Raw genomic sequence first — 16,181 nt, 5'->3', positions numbered from 1 at the left:
GTACGCTGGCGTAGATAGATTTTCAGTGCAGATTCGGTAAAACGCGGTGCAGCAAGTTCGAGTCTTTCAAAACACTCGCGGCGGCGGCGATATCCGGCGCCAGCCAACGATCCTGATCATAAGCCGGGACCTTTTCGCGCAGCAGTCGCCACGCAACATCGGTGCCCGCGCCGAAACGTTGTTCCTTGAGGAATTCAAACGCCTGTGCCGCCAGCAGATATTCGATGGCGAGGATCTGCGTGCAGTTTTCCAGGGCGCGATGCAGTTTGAGCGCGGCGTTGGTGCCCATGCTCAAGTGGTCTTCCTGCAAACCTGAAGTGATGTAGTTGTCGAGCACCGCCGGTTGCGCCAATTGGCGGTTTTCCGCACACAGCGACGCGGCGACGTATTGCACGATCATCATCCCGGAGTTAACCCCCGGATTGGCCACCAGAAATGCCGGCAGACCGCTGACGTGCGGATTCACCAAGCGATCAAGACGACGCTCGGCAATCGAGCCGATTTCCGCCATGGCAATCGCCAGCAAATCTGCCGCCATTGCCACCGACTGACCGTGCGGGTTGGCTTGCGACATGACGCGGAATTCGTCGGGTGTGCCCAGCAGCAGCGGGTTATCGGTGCAGCCATTGAGTTCGCTTTCGATCTGTTTGATCGCATGCTCCAGTTGATCGCGCGCGGCGCCGTGCACCTGCGGAATCGAACGGATGCTCAGCGCGTCCTGCGTGCGAATGCCTTTGCTCGATGCGATCACTTCACTGCCGTCGAGCAATGCACGCAGATTGACGCCAACCTGCTGCATCCCCGGATGCGGTTTCAGCGCGATGATCTCGGCATCGAACGCGGCGATTTGCCCGCGCTGCGCTTCGAAACTCATGGCGCCGATCACGTCGGCCCATTGCAGCAGGCGCGTGGCGTCGGCGATGGCCAGGCAGCTGAGGCCGGTCATGCACGGCGTGCCGTTGACCAGACACAAACCGTCCTTCGCACCGAGCTGCACCGGTTGCAGGCCCTCTTCGGCCAGCGCTTGTTGAGCAGAGGTGATTTGCCCGCGATAGCTGACGCTGCCGACGCCTAGCAGCGCAATGCCGATGTGCGCCATGTGGGTCAGATAACCCACCGAGCCTTGCGACGGCACCTGCGGCGTGATGCCGCGATTGAGCAACGCCAGCAGCGCTTCGACCACCCGGCGATGGATGCCGGACTTGCCGTGGCTGTAGTTGTGGATCGCGGCACAGATGATCGCGCGGGTTTGTTCGTCAGCGAGTACCGGACCGACGCCGCAGGCATGGCTGAGCAAAGTATTGCGTGACAAATGGCTGAGCTGTTCGTCTTTCAGCGAGACATTGGAGAGCCCGCCCAGGCCGGTGTTGACGCCATAAGCACGCTCGCCGCTGGCAACAATGCGCTGGACGATGCCTTGCGCGTTTTCAATGCGCGCCCACGTGTCGCTCGACAGCTCGAGCGGCGCGCCGTGACGGGCGACGGCGACTACGTCTTGCCAGCGCAGTTGGGCGCCGGTGATCACGACTTTTTCAGCCTGGGACATCTTTAACCTCAACCGTAATATTGATGCAGCTTCACTGGCCCTATCGCTGGCAAGCCAGCTCCCACAGGATCTCCAGTGTTCACACAATCTCTGTAGGAACTGGGCCTGCCAGCCCCCACAGAGCCCCCTGTGTTCACACAATCTTTGTAAGACCTGGGTCTGCCAGCCCCCACAGAGCCCCCAGTGTTCACACAATCTTTGTAAGACCTGGGCCTGCCAGCCCCCACAGAGCCCCCGGTGTTCACACAATCTTTGTAAGACCTGGGTCTGCCAGCCCCCACAGAGCCCCCAGTGTTCACACAATCTTTGTAAGACCTGGGTCTGCCAGCCCCTACAGAGTCCTCAGGGTTCACACATTCCCTGTGGGAGCTGGCTTGCCAGCGATGAGGCCAGTCATTGCACTGCAAAACCCAGATCAGACCACCGCAGCCCGCCGCTGCACGAACCGGTCAACATATTCATCCGCCGGAGAATGCAGGATCTCACGCGGCGTACCGACCTGAATCAGCTTGCCGTCCTTGAGGATCGCAATGCGATTGCCGATACGCACCGCCTCGTCGAGGTCGTGGGTGATGAAGACGATGGTCTTGTGCAGGGTCTTTTGCAGCTCCAGCAACTGGTCCTGCATCTCGGCGCGGATCAGCGGATCCAGCGCGCTGAACGCTTCGTCCATCAGGATGATGTCGGTATCCGCCGCCAAGGCGCGGGCCAGGCCCACACGCTGACGCATGCCACCGGAGAGCTGGTGCGGGTATTTGTTTTCGTAGCCTTTGAGGCCCACGGTGTTGATCCAGTGCTGCGCCCGCTCGGCGCACAGTTGCTTGCTCTCGCCGCGCACTTTCAGGCCGTAGGCGACGTTGTCGAGCACGCTCTTGTGCGGCAGCAGGCCGAAGCTCTGGAAGACCATGCTGATCTTGTGCCGGCGAAATTCGCGCAGGGCTTGCATGTCGTATTGCAGGATGTCCACGCCGTCCACCAGGATCGCGCCACTGGTCGGATCGATCAGGCGATTGAAGTGGCGCACCAGCGTCGATTTGCCGGAGCCGGACAGGCCCATGATCACGAAAATCTCGCCAGTGCCGATGCTCAGCGACAGGTCGTTGACTCCGACCACGCAGCCGGTTTCGTTCAGCACCTGATCCTTGGTCTTGCCTTGGCCAACCATGGCCAAGGCGTCCTTGGCGCGATTGCCGAAAATCTTGAAGACGTTTTTGACTTCGATCTTGCTCACGGTTGCGTTGCTCATTTGCTCACCTCATGCCGTGGCCGACCGTACGCCTGAGTAATGCGGTCGATGACCACTGCGAGAATCACGATCGCCAGACCGGCCTCAAGCCCGCGTCCGACGTTGAGGGTCTGAATCCCCACCAGCACGTCTTCACCCAGGCCACGGGCGCCGATCATCGAGGCGATCACCACCATCGACAGGGCCATCATGGTGGTCTGGTTGATACCGGCCATGATGCTTGGCAGGGCCAGCGGCAGCTGTACGCCGAACAGTTGCTGCCAGCGGTTGGCGCCGAACGCATTGATCGCTTCCATGACTTCGCCGTCGACCTGGCGAATGCCCAGATCGGTCAGGCGAATCAGCGGTGGCGCGGCGTAGATCACGGTGGCGAAAATCGCCGGGACCTTGCCCAGACCGAACAGCATCAGCACCGGGATCAGGTACACGAAACTCGGCATGGTCTGCATGATGTCGAGCAGCGGCATCAGTACCGAACGCAGGCGATTGCTGCGCGCCGAGAGAATCCCCAGCGGAATGCCGATCAGCACCGAAATGATCGTCGCCACCATCATCAGCGCCAGCGTCTGCATGAGTTTGTCCCACAGGCCGACAGCGCCTACGAGAAACAACAGACCGACGATCACCGCCGTGGTCACGACTTTGCGCGTTGCATGCCAGGCGACGACACCGACGATCGCCAGCATCAGCCACCAAGGCGCTGCACGCAGCAGGCCTTCGAGATTGACGATGGCCCACAGCAGGGTGTCCGAGATCTGGCGGAACACATCACCATAGTTGGTGACCAGCGAATCGACCCAACCGTTGACCCAGTCGGCGATGGAAAAGGTAAAGCTTTCGGGAAACATAAGCGGCTCTCAATCAGAAATCTCAATCAAGCGATGACGGCATATCTCCCGGCCAGCCTCACGGTTGGCCGGGAGGTATCGACCTACAGCGCCGCGTCGATTTTCTTGGCGGCGTCTTCACTGACCCACGCGTGCCAGACTTCAGGATGTTCCTTGAGGAAGATTTTCGCCAGTTTTGGCGACTCGATACGTTCCTTCGCCATGCGTCCCAGATTCTGGTTCAGCAGATCGATCGGCAGGTTGACCTTTTCCAGCACGGCCACCAGCTCTGGAGCCTGCTCGTGGAAGGTCCTGGACAGGCCGACCTTGATCGTCACGGCCTTGTCGACGCCCGGTTTTTCTTCCAGTTTGACCAGATCGACCTGGCCCATCAGCGGGGTCGGCGACCAGTAGTAGAAGAGAATCGGCTCGCCACGTTTGTAGCTCGACAGCACCGCCGCATCCAGCGCCGGGCCAGTGCCTGGGCGGAAGTTGGTGTAGCTGTTTTCCAGGCCGTAGCTTTTCAGCATTTCGCTGTTGTCCAGCTCGCAGGTCCAGCCGGCCGGGCAGTTGTAAAAGCGGCCCTTGGCAGGTTCTTCAGCGTCTTTGAACACGGCGGAATACTTGGCCAGGTCAGCGATGTTTTTCAGGTCTGGTGCTTTCGGTTCAAGCTTGCGCTTGGCGTCGCCTTCGATCACATAACGCGGCACGTACCAGCCTTCGATAGCGCCCACAACAGGTGCGCCGACACCGACGACCTTGCCGGCCTTCTCGGCCTTGTTCCAGACTTCGCTGCGGCCGACCCACTCTTCGGCGAACACTTGGATGTCGTTGCTGCTTAGGGCGTTTTCCATGGTGATGGAGTTGCCCGGCAGACTGTCGGTCTTGCAGTCGTAGCCTTTCTCCAGCACCACTTGCATGACGTCGGTCAGCAGCATGCCGCTTTCCCAGTTCAGGCCGGCGAACTTCACCGGTTTGCCTGACTCGCACCAACCGGCCGCTTGGGTGGCACCGGCACTGGCGAGCAGGCCCATGGAAAGCAGAGTGGTCAGCAGGGTCTTGTTCGATTTCATTGTCGTGACGCTCCTAATCATGAATTGGGCTTACGGCAGTCAAGAGGCATCCAGCCCTGTCCACGTCCAATCAGGCCTGCGCCGCAACACGGCTGGCCCCGCTTTTTTCAGGTTGTGCATCGCTGTCCCGCTCGGTCGGCAGAATCAGATGATCAGGTACGGCGCTGTGCCATTTTTTCGCACAGACGTAATACACGGCGGCGGGCACCACCAGCCCGATGATCCAGGAGATATCCACATCACCCAGCGCCGCCACCAAGGGACCTGTGTAGAACTTGGTGGAAATAAACGGCAGCTGCACCAGCACGCCGAACACATAAACGCTGATACCGAGGATGTTCCAGCGGCCATAGCGACCATTTGGATCGGCCAGCGCCGGCACGTCATAGCGCTCACGGGTGATGCAGTAGTAGTCCACCAGGTTGATCGCGCTCCATGGCGTGAAGAAGGCGAGCAGGAACAGGATGAAAGACTTGAACGCCCCCAGAAACGAATGCTGACCAAGCAATGCGATCAGGGTTGCCGCACCGACGATGAACAGCACGAACACAAGACGCTGCAGGCGGGACACCTTCAGGTGACCACGGAAACCGCTGATGATGGTCGCGATGCACATGAAGCTGCCGTAGGAGTTCAGCGTGGAAATGGTCACTTTGCCGAAGGCGATGCTGAAGTACAGCAGCGCAGCGGTGGCACCGGTACCGCCCAGACCTACGATGTAAGCCACTTCATGACCGGCGAATTGGCCGTTCGCCGAAGCCGCAGCGAATACGCCGAGGATCATCGCCACTTGGGCGCCAATCACCGACCCGGCACCCGCGGCGAAAAAGGTTTTCACCGAGGAAGTGCTGCTCGGCAGGTAGCGCGAATAGTCAGCCACGTATGGGCCGAAAGCGATCTGCCAGGAAGCGGCGAGCGACACCGCCAGCAGGAAACTGCTCCAGCTGAAGTGGCGGATTTGCAGGAGTGCGCCGACGTCGGTCTGATTCATCAGACGCCAGAACAGGAAAACAAAAGCGATCACGCCGATGACGCTGGCGACACGACCAATCCAGTGGATCACTCGATAACCGAGCACCGTGACCAAGACGATGACACTGGCGAAAATCAGGATGCCGGCGCTGTCGCTGACACCAAACAACTGGCCCAGCGCCTGACCGGAAAGCACGGTTCCGGTGGCGGTAAAACCCAGGTACATCAAACACACCAGCACGATCGGGATGGCCGCGCCATACACACCGAACTGCACGCGGCTGGAGATCATTTGCGGCAAGCCCAGTTTGGGTCCTTGCGCAGCATGCAGTGCCATGACGCCACCGCCGAGCAGTTGACCGATCAGCAGACCGATCAACGACCAGAACACATCACCGCCCAGCACCACGGCCAGGGCCCCGGTGACAATCGCGGTGATCTGCAGATTGGCACCCATCCACAGGGTGAACTGGCTGAACAGACGACCGTGTCTTTCCACTTCCGGGATGTAGTCGATCGAACGCCTTTCGATCAACGGTTTGTTGCCTGCACGATCGGTGTCAACAGCCATGATTCAACCTCTGTGGATTGTTAGATTCCCTGTAGGAGCTGCCGCAGGCTGCGATCTTTTGATCTTGAAAAACCAACCTCAAAAGATCGCAGCCTGCGGCAGCTCCTACAGGGTTTTGCGTTTATTTACCGGTAATCATCGGCAGGTTCAGGCCCTGCTCCTTCGCGCAATCGATGGCGATCTGGTAACCGGCGTCGGCGTGACGCATGACACCGGTGGCCGGGTCGTTATGCAGTACGCGGGCGATTCGCTCGGCCGCTTCGTCGGTGCCGTCGCAGACAATCACCATGCCCGAGTGCTGCGAGAAACCCATGCCGACGCCGCCGCCGTGGTGCAGGGAAACCCAGGTCGCGCCGCTCGCGGTGTTGAGCAGAGCGTTGAGCAATGGCCAGTCGGACACAGCGTCGGAACCGTCCTGCATCGATTCGGTTTCGCGGTTCGGGCTGGCGACCGAACCGGAGTCGAGGTGGTCGCGACCGATCACGATTGGCGCGGACAGCTCACCGCTGCGAACCATTTCGTTGAAGGCCAGACCGAGCTTGGCGCGCAGGCCCAGGCCAACCCAGCAGATACGTGCCGGCAGACCCTGGAAGCTGATGCGCTCGCGGGCCATGTCCAGCCAGTTGTGCAGGTGGGCGTCGTCCGGGATCAGCTCTTTGACCTTGGCGTCGGTTTTGTAGATGTCTTGCGGATCACCCGACAGCGCCGCCCAGCGGAACGGGCCGATGCCACGGCAGAACAGCGGACGGATGTAAGCCGGCACGAAACCCGGGAAGTCGAATGCGTTCTCGACGCCCTCTTCCTGCGCCATCTGACGGATGTTGTTGCCGTAGTCGAAGGTCGGAATGCCTTGTTTCTGGAATTCCAGCATCGCTTTGACGTGCACAGCCATCGACTGCTTGGCCGCTTTGATCACAGCGGCCGGTTCGGTCTTGGCGCGGGCGCGGTATTCGTCCCAGGTCCAGCCGGCCGGCAGGTAGCCGTTGAGTGGATCGTGGGCGCTGGTCTGGTCGGTGACCATGTCCGGGCGCACGCCGCGCTTGACCAGTTCCGGCAGGATTTCCGCCGCGTTGCCCAGCAGGGCGATGGAGATCGCTTTGCCTTCTTTGGTGTATTTGGCGATGCGCGCCAGCGCGTCATCGAGGTCAGTAGCTTGCTCGTCGACGTAGCGGCTTTTCAGACGGAAATCGATGCTGGCCTGCTGGCATTCGATGTTCAGCGAGCAGGCGCCGGCCAGGGTTGCCGCCAGAGGCTGAGCGCCACCCATGCCGCCCAGACCCGCGGTCAGGACCCACTTGCCGGTGAGGTTGTCGTTGTAGTGCTGACGACCGGCCTCAACGAAGGTTTCGTAGGTGCCTTGAACGATGCCCTGGCTGCCGATGTAGATCCAGCTGCCGGCAGTCATCTGGCCGTACATGGCCAGGCCTTTGGCGTCGAGTTCGTTGAAGTGCTCCCAGCTCGCCCAGTGCGGTACGAGGTTGGAGTTGGCGATCAGGACGCGCGGGGCGTTGCTGTGGGTCTTGAACACGCCGACCGGCTTGCCGGATTGCACCAGCAGGGTCTCGTCGTCATTCAGGTTGGTCAGGCTCTCGACGATCTTGTCGTAGCACTCCCAGTTACGGGCGGCGCGACCGATACCGCCATAAACCACCAGCTCTTTCGGGTTCTCGGCGACTTCCGGGTCGAGGTTGTTCATCAGCATGCGCAGCGGCGCTTCGGTCAGCCAGCTCTTGGCGGTCAGCTTGTTGCCGCGGGCGGCACGGATTTCGACGTCACGGTGCTTTGTAAATGCAGTAGCAGTACGGTTGTTATCAGTCACGAAAAGACTCCTCAGCGATCAATTCAAACCAACCCTGGCAGTGGGCAAGCAGCCTGCGCGCATCAATGCGCGACAAGCGAATCAGTGGACGCTGCGGACTCATACGCATACGTCTTTACTTGTACATACAAGCATATGCAATCAAGCGGCCAACTTGGTGACGCGGTGTTCAAGAAAAATCGCGGACACGGCTGGAGATCGCCTGAATCAAGGGTTCTGGCGATGATGAAATTTTTCGCGGGGCTGGTTTGGGGAGTTGGGGGATGGTTACGAGAGCATGGTTTCGCGCCACGCTGGGGCGTTCGGTAACAAGTTGGTGCGTGGTTGGGAACACCCCAAAAGCAAAAGATCGCAGCCTTCGGCAGCTCCTACAGTGGGATTGATGTACACCCTGTAGGAGCTGCCGAAGGCTGCGATCTTTAGATTGTTTGTGAATCAGCGTGTAGTGAGTTCGATCACGCAGCAACCGGCATTGACGGATATCTCAACCAGCCCGGTGTTACCGTCCAGTTGCAGGCAGTCGTGTCGGCCAAGTTGTGCCGTCTTCTCACCGACCACAATTTCAAGCAACTCACTGACACTGAACACCAGCACCGTCCCCGCCGAACTGAAAAACCGTTGCTCGCCATCCAGCCACTGCAACCGCGCGCTATAACGCTGCGGCGCATAAATCAGGTTGAAGTCGCGAATCGCCCCACCGAGCAAGGTGCAGGAAACCTGGCTCTCACCGCTGAATGCAAAGGGATCGAGCGGTAGCAGTGGCCGAGTATCGTCGCCGTCGACGCACAGGGTCATGCCGTCACCCTGCAACACGGTAATCACCCGCTGGTAACCGGCAAAGCTCGAAAAACCGCCGGACTCGGCGATGTCGGCAATCGAAAGACGCCAGCCGAAACCGTCGAGGCCAGCGCCAGCGTCACGGGTGATTTCTTCAGTGCTACCGCCGCCGTTTTTCCACGGCATGCGCGGATAGCCTTCGGCGCGTAGGACTTTCAATGAACTCATTTATGGAACCGCCCTTCCAGACGATGACGGGAACCGGGGTGAATCAGACGCGCAGCGGTCACCGGCTGACGGCCCGACCACGTGCGGCGGCGGATCAGCAGGCATGGCTCGCCTTTTTCGATCTGCAGCAACTTGCACTCGGACGCTTCGGCCAGGATTGCTTCGACCACATGCTCGCCCTCAGTCAGCGGCGCCACCTGGTTCAGATAGGCGTATGGCGTTTGCAGCGTGAAGTCCTGCTTGAGATATTCCGGGGCGACCAGCGCGTTGACGAAACGGTCTTCGATTTGCACCGGAATATCGTTTTCGTAATGCACGATCAGCGAGTGAAATACCTTTTGCCCTTCGCGCATGTCCAGCGCCAGTGCGCGCTCGGAACCGGCAGCCTCTTCTTCGAGGGTGATGACCTGGCAGGTGTGGCGATGACCGCGGGAGGCGATTTCATCGGCGATGTTATGCACTTCAAACAGCGCGGACTGGCTCTTCGGCTCGGCGACGAAGGTGCCGACGCCTTGCATACGCACCAGCAGGCCGTCGGCGGTCATCTCGCGCAGCGCGCGATTGATGGTCATGCGGCTGAAACCGAGCTGATTGACCAGTTCGCTCTCGGACGGCACGCGGTAGTGCGGCGGCCAGTTACCGCTGTCGATCTGCTGGGTGATCATCTGTTTGACGCGAGCGTACAAGGGCGCCGGACTATCGCCCATGTTCGCGGCCAACGGGGAAACTGGAGGCGGAGTCGGCACGGTGGATCCTTGTTCGTCGGTAGAGGTTGCTAGCTTGCCGGAGTTTACCGGGCAGGCAAACGTCTGTATATGTATATACAAATAACACACGATGGGGTGCTGAACCATGTCCGCCTTCTTTGCCGAACGCGCGCTGCTGCCTAACGGATGGGCCAATAATGTACGTCTTGAGGTCAGCGCCGATGGCCTGCTGACCCAAATCCTGGCCGATTCCACCGCAGATGGCGCCGAACGGTTGAGCGGACCGTTGCTGCCGGGAATGCCCAACCTGCACTCCCACGCTTTTCAGCGAGCGATGGCCGGACTGGCCGAAGTCGCCGGCAATCCCAATGACAGTTTCTGGACCTGGCGCGACCTGATGTATCGCCTCGTCGGAAAAATCAGCCCGGATCAACTCGGCGTGATCGCCCGTCAGCTGTACATCGAAATGCTTAAGGCCGGTTACACCTCGGTCGCGGAATTTCACTATGTTCACCATGACAGCAATGGTCAGCCTTATGCCGATCCGGCTGAACTGGCGTTGCGCATCAGTCAGGCTGCCAGCGAAAGCGGCATCGGTTTGACCCTGCTACCGGTGCTCTACAGCCACGCCGGTTTCGGCGGCCAGACGCCAAACGACGGCCAGCGCCGATTTATCAACAGCACCGAAAACTACCTGAATCTGCAATCGCGTTTGCAGCCCTTGTTGGCGCAGCAAAAGGCGCAATCACTGGGTCTGTGTTTCCACTCGTTGCGCGCGGTGACCCCACAGCAGATCAGCGAAGTCCTGGCGGCCAGTGACAAGCATTGCCCGGTGCACATCCACATCGCCGAACAGCAGAAGGAAGTCGACGACTGCCTGAGCTGGAGCGGTCGCCGCCCGCTGCAATGGCTGTATGAAAACACTGAAGTCGATCAGCGCTGGTGCCTGGTCCACGCCACTCACGCCAACCCGGAAGAAGTCACGCTGATGGCCAAGAGTCGCGCCATTGCCGGCCTGTGCTTGACCACCGAAGCCAACCTGGGCGACGGGATTTTCCCGGCGGTGGATTTCATGGCTCAGGGCGGGCGCATGGGTATCGGCTCTGACAGCCATGTGTCGCTAAGCGTGGTCGAGGAATTGCGTTGGCTGGAATACGGCCAGCGTTTGCGTGATCAGCGGCGTAACCGTTTGTATGGCGCGGATCAGCCGATGGTCGGACGCACGTTGTACGACGCGGCACTGGACGGCGGCGCTCAGGCACTGGGGCAGCCGATTGGTGCGCTGGAAGTCGGCAAGCGCGCTGACTGGATTGTGCTCGATGGCAACGATCCGTATCTGGCGACGGCGAGTGGGGACGGGATTTTGAATCGCTGGTTGTTTGCTGGCGGTGATCGTCAGGTGCGTGATGTGCTGGTCAATGGTCAGTGGGTTGTGCGTGATGGCCGGCATGCCGGCGAAGAGGACAGTGCGCGTGCCTTCACCCAGGTCCTGCGCGACCTCCTCGGCTGACACAAAACAAAAATGTGGGAGCGAGCCTGCTCGCGAAAGCGGTGTATCAGCAACATTTTCGTTAACTGACACGCCCTCTTCGCGAGCAGGCTCGCTCCCACATTTGATTTGTGGTGGTGTTTAGTTTGAAGTCTTGGCCATCTGCCGATCCGACGCTCGCCAGATCAACCGCGTCGTGTCGTAACCCTGCTGGCGGGCCTTGCTCAACAGTTCTTCGCGCACCACACCGTTGACGGTTGGCGTGCGCGACAGCAGCCACAGGTACTTGCGACTCGGGTCGCCGACGATAGCGGTCTTGTAGTCGTCGCTGACGTACAGCACCCAGTATTCGCCCTTCGCCACACCCGGAATCAGGCGCGAGAACCAGTTGTCGAATTCGACCCACAACTTGTCGGTCTTGCCCGGCACCTGTGGATAAGCCGTGCCCTTGGCCTCTTCCCACTGCCAGTCAGGGGTCAGGCAGCGATTGAGCACCGCAACATTGCCGTCAGGCTTTAGGGTGTAGCGGGCTTCGGATTGCGCGCAATTGCGCTGGAAGTACATCGGCAAGCGCGCCAGCTCGTACCAGGTCCCCTGATAACGCTTGAGGTTGACGCTGTCGACGGTTTTCGGCGCCAACGAATCCACGCCGGAAGTGGCGCAGCCGGCCAGTACCAGGCCGGCAAAAAGGACAAATAATAACCGCTTCATTTTTCTTCTCCGTGGGCGCGAAGCCCCGGTTTACTTCAGGCCTTGGCCGGAAAACATCAGCACTTTGTCACCGGCGTATTGCACGCTGATAAAGCTGTTCTTGTCGCCCCAGGTGCAACTGGACATGCCGAGCGCGCCCGAGCAGTCAGTCGGTTTGCCGAGCAGGGTCTCCACTTCAGCCTTGGCCATGCCAGCCGAGAGCTTCGCGTAGTTTTCCTGATTGACCTTGCTGCATGCGGCCAACAGCACGCAAAACGACAGAAGGGCGATAGATCGCAGCGACATTGTGTAACTCCTGGAACGAGGGGGGGATGGCAGGGTGCCAACCAGAAGCTTAGAAGAGAAAACCGTCATCTGGTTCCGTACACAAAAGGCTATTTATTAGCCCGCCCGTCTGACTTTTACCTTTAAATCAGTCACTTTCCAGGGCTATTGAGCATTTCGTCGCATTTAAGCAAAGCCGCCTAATCTTTGGCGCATGGCGGTCGAAATAAATGGCAGCGCAAAGCCCGATAGTGTGGCAAATTGCCGCCCTTTCTTGACCAGCCCCTTCGCGGTAGTTCATTCGATGACCAGAAACATGAAATTCAGCCACAAAATCTTGTTGGCTGCCGCCCTCGTGGTGGCCGTTGCGTTCGCCTGTTTCATTTTCTTCAACGACTATCGACAACGCGAAGCGCTGAGCAGCAGTACCGAGTCGACCATGCAGGAACTCGGCAGCCTGACCACCAGCAACATCCAGACCTGGCTGGAAAGCCGCATTCAACTGCTGCAATCGCTGTCCCAGCAGGTCGCGGTTGACGGCAACGCCCCCGCCAGCCTGAAACGCATCATCGACCTGCCCGCCTACACCGGCAATTTCCAGCTCAGCTACTTCGGCGGTACTGACGGCGTGATGTTCTCCGTGCCCGCCGGCAACCGCGCGCCGGATTACGATCCGCGCGCCCGCGGCTGGTACAAAGCGGCCAACAGCGCGCAGCAGACCATCGTCACCGAACCGTACATTGCCGCCTCGTCGGGCAAACTGGTGATCACCGTTGCCACCCCGGTGCAGCGCCAGGGCCAGATGCTCGGCGTGGCCGGTGCCGATATCGACCTGACCAGCGTCAGCGCGATCATCAACTCGCTGAACTTCGGCGGCCACGGTCACGCGTTCATCGTCAGTGCCGATGGCAAAATCCTGATTCATCCGGACAGCAAACTGGTGCTCAAGACCCTGGCCGAGGCTTACCCCAACGGCGCACCGAAAGTCAGCCCGGGTCTGAAAGAAGTCGAATTCAACGGCAAGACCCAGCTGATCTCCTTCACCCGCGTCAACGGCGTACCGTCGGCCGACTGGTACGTCGCGCTGGTCTTGGACAAAGACACCGCATTCTCGATGCTCAGCGAATTCCGCACCTCGGCGCTGATCGCCATGGTCATTGCCGTGGTGATCATCATCTTCCTGCTCGGCATGCTGATCCGCGTGCTGATGCAACCGCTGCTGACCATGGGCCGCGCCATGCACGACATCGCCGAAGGTGAAGGCGACCTGACCAAACGTCTGGTCATCCACGGCAACGACGAATTCGGCGCGCTGGGCACATCGTTCAACCGTTTCGTTGAGCGTATCCACACCTCGATCCGCGAAGTGTCCTCGGCAACCGGCCAGGTAAACGAAGTCGCCCTGCGCGTGGTCGCAGCCTCGAACTCGTCGATGTACAACTCCGATCAACAGGCCACTCGCACCAACAGTGTGGCGGCAGCGATCAACCAACTCGGCGCCGCCGCCCAGGAAATCGCTCAAAACGCCGCCCTCGCCTCGCAGCATTCCAGCGAAGCGCGCAGCCTGGCGGTCGACGGTCAGCAGGTTGTGGATAGAACCATCCACGCGATGCAGCAGCTCTCGGCGAAGATCAGCGATTCGTGCGGCAACATCGAAACCCTGAACAGCAACACCGTGAACATCGGCCAGATTCTGGAAGTGATCACCAGCATCTCCCAGCAAACCAACCTGCTGGCACTGAACGCCGCGATCGAAGCGGCGCGTGCCGGTGAAGCCGGTCGTGGTTTCGCCGTGGTCGCTGACGAAGTGCGCAACCTCGCGCACCGCACGCAGGATTCGGCGCAGCAAGTGCAGAAGATGATCGAAGAGCTACAAGTCGGCGCACGTCAGGCGGTCAGCATAATGACCGAGAGCCAGCGCGAGAGCGAAAGCAGCGTCGGCATCGCCAACCAGGCCGGCGAACGCCTGGGCAGCGTGACCCAGCGCATCGGCGAGATCGACGGGATGAACCAGTCGGTCGCAACGGCGACTGAAGAGCAGACTGCTGTGGTTGAGTCGATCAACGTTGATATCAACGAGATCAACACGCTGAATCAGGAAGGTGTGGAGAACTTGCAGGCGACGTTGCGGGCTTGCTCGGATCTGGAGCAGCAGGCGGCGCGGTTGAAGCAGTTGGTGGGTAGCTTCAGGATCTAAATTACTGCAACTGACCCTCTCGCGGGCAGGCCCGCTCCCACAGAGATCTTCGGTGTTCACACAATGTGTGCTCCACCCCAAAACACTGTGGGAGCGGGCCTGCCCGCGAAAGCGGCATCAGCCGCACTGAAGATTTAGAATCTGGACCCGGGTTCGGAAAGAAACGCCAACTCCTCAGCCGTAGACTCCCGCCCCAACACCGCATTGCGATGCGGAAACCTTCCAAACCGCGCAATCACCTTCTGATGCCGCTCGGCATAATCCAGATTGTCGGCAAACACTGCCCGCTCCGCTTCCGGCTGTTCAGCCACAAGCTCCATGAATCGGGAAACCGCTTCGTTCTGCACCGCGAGGTTTTCGCAGTGTTCGAACACCAGATAAATGAACACTCGCTGAATGGGCTTTAACTGCCGATCAAAATCCGCAGCAATGCCTTGCGCGACGAGCTTCTGCGCACGCAAATCACCGGAGAACGCTTTGGGAGAGTCGCGAAAGATCATTCGCGGCAGTTGATCGAGCAGCAGCACCACCGCCAGCCAACCTTCGGGACATTGCGTCCACTCGGTCAATTCGCCAGCCAGGGCCTGATCGACAAAGACCCCGAAACGCGTCTGCGCTTCGAGGTCTTGACTGTCACGCTTACCGAACCACAACTTGCCCTTGTCAGCCGATATCTCATTCGGTGATTCGGCATTTCCGAACCACCAATCGAGCAACGGCTGCCAGGGCGCGTTCATGGTTTATTCCTTGTGGTAAGCCGTAGCGCGTGCGACTTCTTCTTTCGAGCCCAGGAACACCGCTACACGCTGGTGCAGCCCGTCCGGCTGAATGTCGAGGATGCGCTGGTGACCGTCGGTGGACGCGCCGCCCGCCTGTTCCACGAGGAACGACATCGGGTTGGCTTCGTACATCAGACGCAGTTTGCCAGGCTTGGATGGCTCGCGGCTGTCGCGTGGGTACATGAACAGACCGCCACGGGTCAGGATGCGATGCACGTCGGCAACCATCGCCGCGACCCAACGCATGTTGTAGTTCTTTTTCAGCGGACCTTCTTCGCCGGCCAGCAACTCGCCAACATAACGTTGTACCGGAGCTTCCCAGTGACGCTGGTTGGACATGTTGATGGCGAATTCCTGGGTCGATTCAGGAATGGTGATGTCTTCGTGGGTCAGCACGAAGCTGCCCATTTCGCGGTCCAGGGTGAAGCCTTTGACGCCGTGGCCCAAGGTCAGCACCAGCATGGTCTGCGGGCCATAGATCGCGTAGCCGGCAGCAACCTGCTGAGTGCCTGGCTGCAGGAAAGCCTTTTCGTTCAGCGGCTCGTTCTGGGTCAGGTATTCGTTCGGGCAACGCAGCACCGAGAAGATCGTGCCGACCGGCGCGTTGATGTCGATGTTCGACGAACCGTCCAACGGGTCGAATACCAACAGGTACGCGCCTTTCGGGTATTTGCCCGGGATCTGGTAGGCATTGTCCATTTCCTCGGACGCCATGCCGGCCAGGTGACCGCCCCATTCGTTGGCTTCGAGCAGGATCTCGTTGGAGATCACGTCGAGTTTCTTCTGCACTTCGCCTTGCACGTTTTCAGTGCCCATGCTGCCCAGAACACCACCCAGGGCGCCTTTGGACACGGCGTGGCTGATTTCTTTACAGGCGCGCGCCACCACTTCGATCAGGAAACGCAGATCGGCAGGAGTGTTGTTGCTACGGGTCTGCTCAATCAAATAGCGACTCAGGGTAACGCGGGACATGGA

14 protein-coding genes and 1 pseudogene are annotated in these 16,181 nt (G+C 59.8%); 3 read left to right on the top strand and 12 right to left on the bottom strand.

The annotated features are described in order from the left end of the window. Positions 1–22: 22 nt before the first annotated feature. From hutH to hutC, 8 genes are all read right to left on the bottom strand, one after another. Positions 23–1,546, bottom strand: a complete 1,524-nt coding sequence (gene hutH / locus AB4P97_RS25950) for a histidine ammonia-lyase (protein WP_395601793.1) — start codon at positions 1,544–1,546, stop codon at positions 23–25. 415 nt (positions 1,547–1,961) lie between these two features. After that, positions 1,962–2,792, bottom strand: coding sequence for a glycine betaine/L-proline ABC transporter ATP-binding protein (locus AB4P97_RS25945; protein WP_042561938.1), 831 nt, complete (start codon positions 2,790–2,792; stop codon positions 1,962–1,964). Beyond that, the gene (locus AB4P97_RS25940) at positions 2,789–3,640 is read right to left on the bottom strand and encodes a proline/glycine betaine ABC transporter permease (RefSeq protein WP_042557230.1); all 852 of its coding nucleotides are present in this window, start codon (positions 3,638–3,640) and stop codon (positions 2,789–2,791) included. Before AB4P97_RS25940 ends, AB4P97_RS25945 begins: the two co-directional genes overlap by 4 nt. Before the next feature lie 83 nt (positions 3,641–3,723). Next, entirely contained in the window at positions 3,724–4,692 is a 969-nt protein-coding gene (locus AB4P97_RS25935) for an ABC transporter substrate-binding protein (RefSeq protein WP_395601792.1), read from the bottom strand. Positions 4,693–4,762: 70 nt separating this feature from the next. Next, complete coding sequence (locus AB4P97_RS25930; RefSeq protein ID WP_047299376.1) at positions 4,763–6,235, bottom strand: cytosine permease; 1,473 nt, start codon at positions 6,233–6,235, stop codon at positions 4,763–4,765. Between the two features lie 121 nt (positions 6,236–6,356). Next, positions 6,357–8,054, bottom strand: a complete 1,698-nt coding sequence (gene hutU / locus AB4P97_RS25925) for a urocanate hydratase (protein WP_395601791.1) — start codon at positions 8,052–8,054, stop codon at positions 6,357–6,359. A gap of 435 nt (positions 8,055–8,489) precedes the next feature. Continuing rightward, the gene (locus AB4P97_RS25920) at positions 8,490–9,059 is read right to left on the bottom strand and encodes a HutD family protein (protein ID WP_395601790.1); all 570 of its coding nucleotides are present in this window, start codon (positions 9,057–9,059) and stop codon (positions 8,490–8,492) included. After that, positions 9,056–9,766 (bottom strand): histidine utilization repressor, encoded by a 711-nt coding sequence (hutC, locus tag AB4P97_RS25915; RefSeq protein WP_181818442.1) that lies wholly within the window; start codon positions 9,764–9,766, stop codon positions 9,056–9,058. Before hutC ends, AB4P97_RS25920 begins: the two co-directional genes overlap by 4 nt. Before the next feature lie 145 nt (positions 9,767–9,911). Here hutC and AB4P97_RS25910 point away from each other — a divergent pair, with 145 nt between their 5' ends. Then, the gene (locus tag AB4P97_RS25910; protein WP_395601789.1) at positions 9,912–11,276 is read left to right on the top strand and encodes a formimidoylglutamate deiminase; all 1,365 of its coding nucleotides are present in this window, start codon (positions 9,912–9,914) and stop codon (positions 11,274–11,276) included. Positions 11,277–11,396: 120 nt separating this feature from the next. On the opposite strand, the gene AB4P97_RS25905 is transcribed toward AB4P97_RS25910, so the two are convergent. Together AB4P97_RS25905 and AB4P97_RS25900 are read right to left on the bottom strand one after the other, a co-directional pair. Further along, entirely contained in the window at positions 11,397–11,966 is a 570-nt protein-coding gene (locus AB4P97_RS25905; RefSeq protein ID WP_047299365.1) for a lipocalin family protein, read from the bottom strand. A 30-nt stretch (positions 11,967–11,996) separates the two neighbouring features. Further along, positions 11,997–12,251, bottom strand: a complete 255-nt coding sequence (locus AB4P97_RS25900) for a lipoprotein (RefSeq protein ID WP_042557222.1) — start codon at positions 12,249–12,251, stop codon at positions 11,997–11,999. Positions 12,252–12,444: 193 nt separating this feature from the next. Here AB4P97_RS25900 and AB4P97_RS25895 point away from each other — a divergent pair. Then, positions 12,445–13,521: pseudogene (locus AB4P97_RS25895) on the top strand (cache domain-containing protein); the annotation flags it as partial. A 141-nt stretch (positions 13,522–13,662) separates the two neighbouring features. Continuing rightward, positions 13,663–14,427: a methyl-accepting chemotaxis protein gene (locus AB4P97_RS25890; RefSeq protein ID WP_390896384.1), complete on the top strand. Its 765-nt coding sequence runs from the start codon at positions 13,663–13,665 to the stop codon at positions 14,425–14,427. Positions 14,428–14,561: 134 nt separating this feature from the next. On the opposite strand, the gene AB4P97_RS25885 is transcribed toward AB4P97_RS25890, so the two are convergent. Both AB4P97_RS25885 and AB4P97_RS25880 read right to left on the bottom strand, forming a co-directional pair. Continuing rightward, positions 14,562–15,164, bottom strand: a complete 603-nt coding sequence (locus tag AB4P97_RS25885) for a DUF924 family protein (protein ID WP_273877244.1) — start codon at positions 15,162–15,164, stop codon at positions 14,562–14,564. A gap of 3 nt (positions 15,165–15,167) precedes the next feature. Further along, positions 15,168–16,178, bottom strand: coding sequence for a class 1 fructose-bisphosphatase (locus AB4P97_RS25880; protein ID WP_042557219.1), 1,011 nt, complete (start codon positions 16,176–16,178; stop codon positions 15,168–15,170). Positions 16,179–16,181: the final 3 nt, after the last annotated feature.

The sequence above is a fragment of the Pseudomonas sp. A1230 genome (assembly GCF_044218825.1).
GTDB lineage: Bacteria > Pseudomonadota > Gammaproteobacteria > Pseudomonadales > Pseudomonadaceae > Aquipseudomonas > Aquipseudomonas iridis.
This window is presented reverse-complemented; position numbering and strand designations above follow the sequence as displayed.

Bases quoted from the DNA above. Each gene is read 5' to 3' on its own strand.
- AB4P97_RS25880 (WP_042557219.1), bottom strand. From the start codon at position 16,178: ATGTCCCGCGTTACCCTGAGTCGCTATTTGATTGAGCAGACCCGTAGC.
- AB4P97_RS25910 (WP_395601789.1), top strand. From the start codon at position 9,912: ATGTCCGCCTTCTTTGCCGAACGCGCGCTGCTGCCTAACGGATGGGCC.
- AB4P97_RS25940 (WP_042557230.1), bottom strand. From the start codon at position 3,640: ATGTTTCCCGAAAGCTTTACCTTTTCCATCGCCGACTGGGTCAACGGT.
- AB4P97_RS25905 (WP_047299365.1), bottom strand. From the start codon at position 11,966: ATGAAGCGGTTATTATTTGTCCTTTTTGCCGGCCTGGTACTGGCCGGC.
- AB4P97_RS25890 (WP_390896384.1), top strand. From the start codon at position 13,663: ATGTACAACTCCGATCAACAGGCCACTCGCACCAACAGTGTGGCGGCA.
- hutC (WP_181818442.1), bottom strand. From the start codon at position 9,766: ATGGGCGATAGTCCGGCGCCCTTGTACGCTCGCGTCAAACAGATGATC.
- AB4P97_RS25935 (WP_395601792.1), bottom strand. From the start codon at position 4,692: ATGAAATCGAACAAGACCCTGCTGACCACTCTGCTTTCCATGGGCCTG.
- hutH (WP_395601793.1), bottom strand. From the start codon at position 1,546: ATGTCCCAGGCTGAAAAAGTCGTGATCACCGGCGCCCAACTGCGCTGG.
- AB4P97_RS25945 (WP_042561938.1), bottom strand. From the start codon at position 2,792: ATGAGCAACGCAACCGTGAGCAAGATCGAAGTCAAAAACGTCTTCAAG.
- AB4P97_RS25930 (WP_047299376.1), bottom strand. From the start codon at position 6,235: ATGGCTGTTGACACCGATCGTGCAGGCAACAAACCGTTGATCGAAAGG.
- AB4P97_RS25900 (WP_042557222.1), bottom strand. From the start codon at position 12,251: ATGTCGCTGCGATCTATCGCCCTTCTGTCGTTTTGCGTGCTGTTGGCC.
- AB4P97_RS25885 (WP_273877244.1), bottom strand. From the start codon at position 15,164: ATGAACGCGCCCTGGCAGCCGTTGCTCGATTGGTGGTTCGGAAATGCC.
- AB4P97_RS25920 (WP_395601790.1), bottom strand. From the start codon at position 9,059: ATGAGTTCATTGAAAGTCCTACGCGCCGAAGGCTATCCGCGCATGCCG.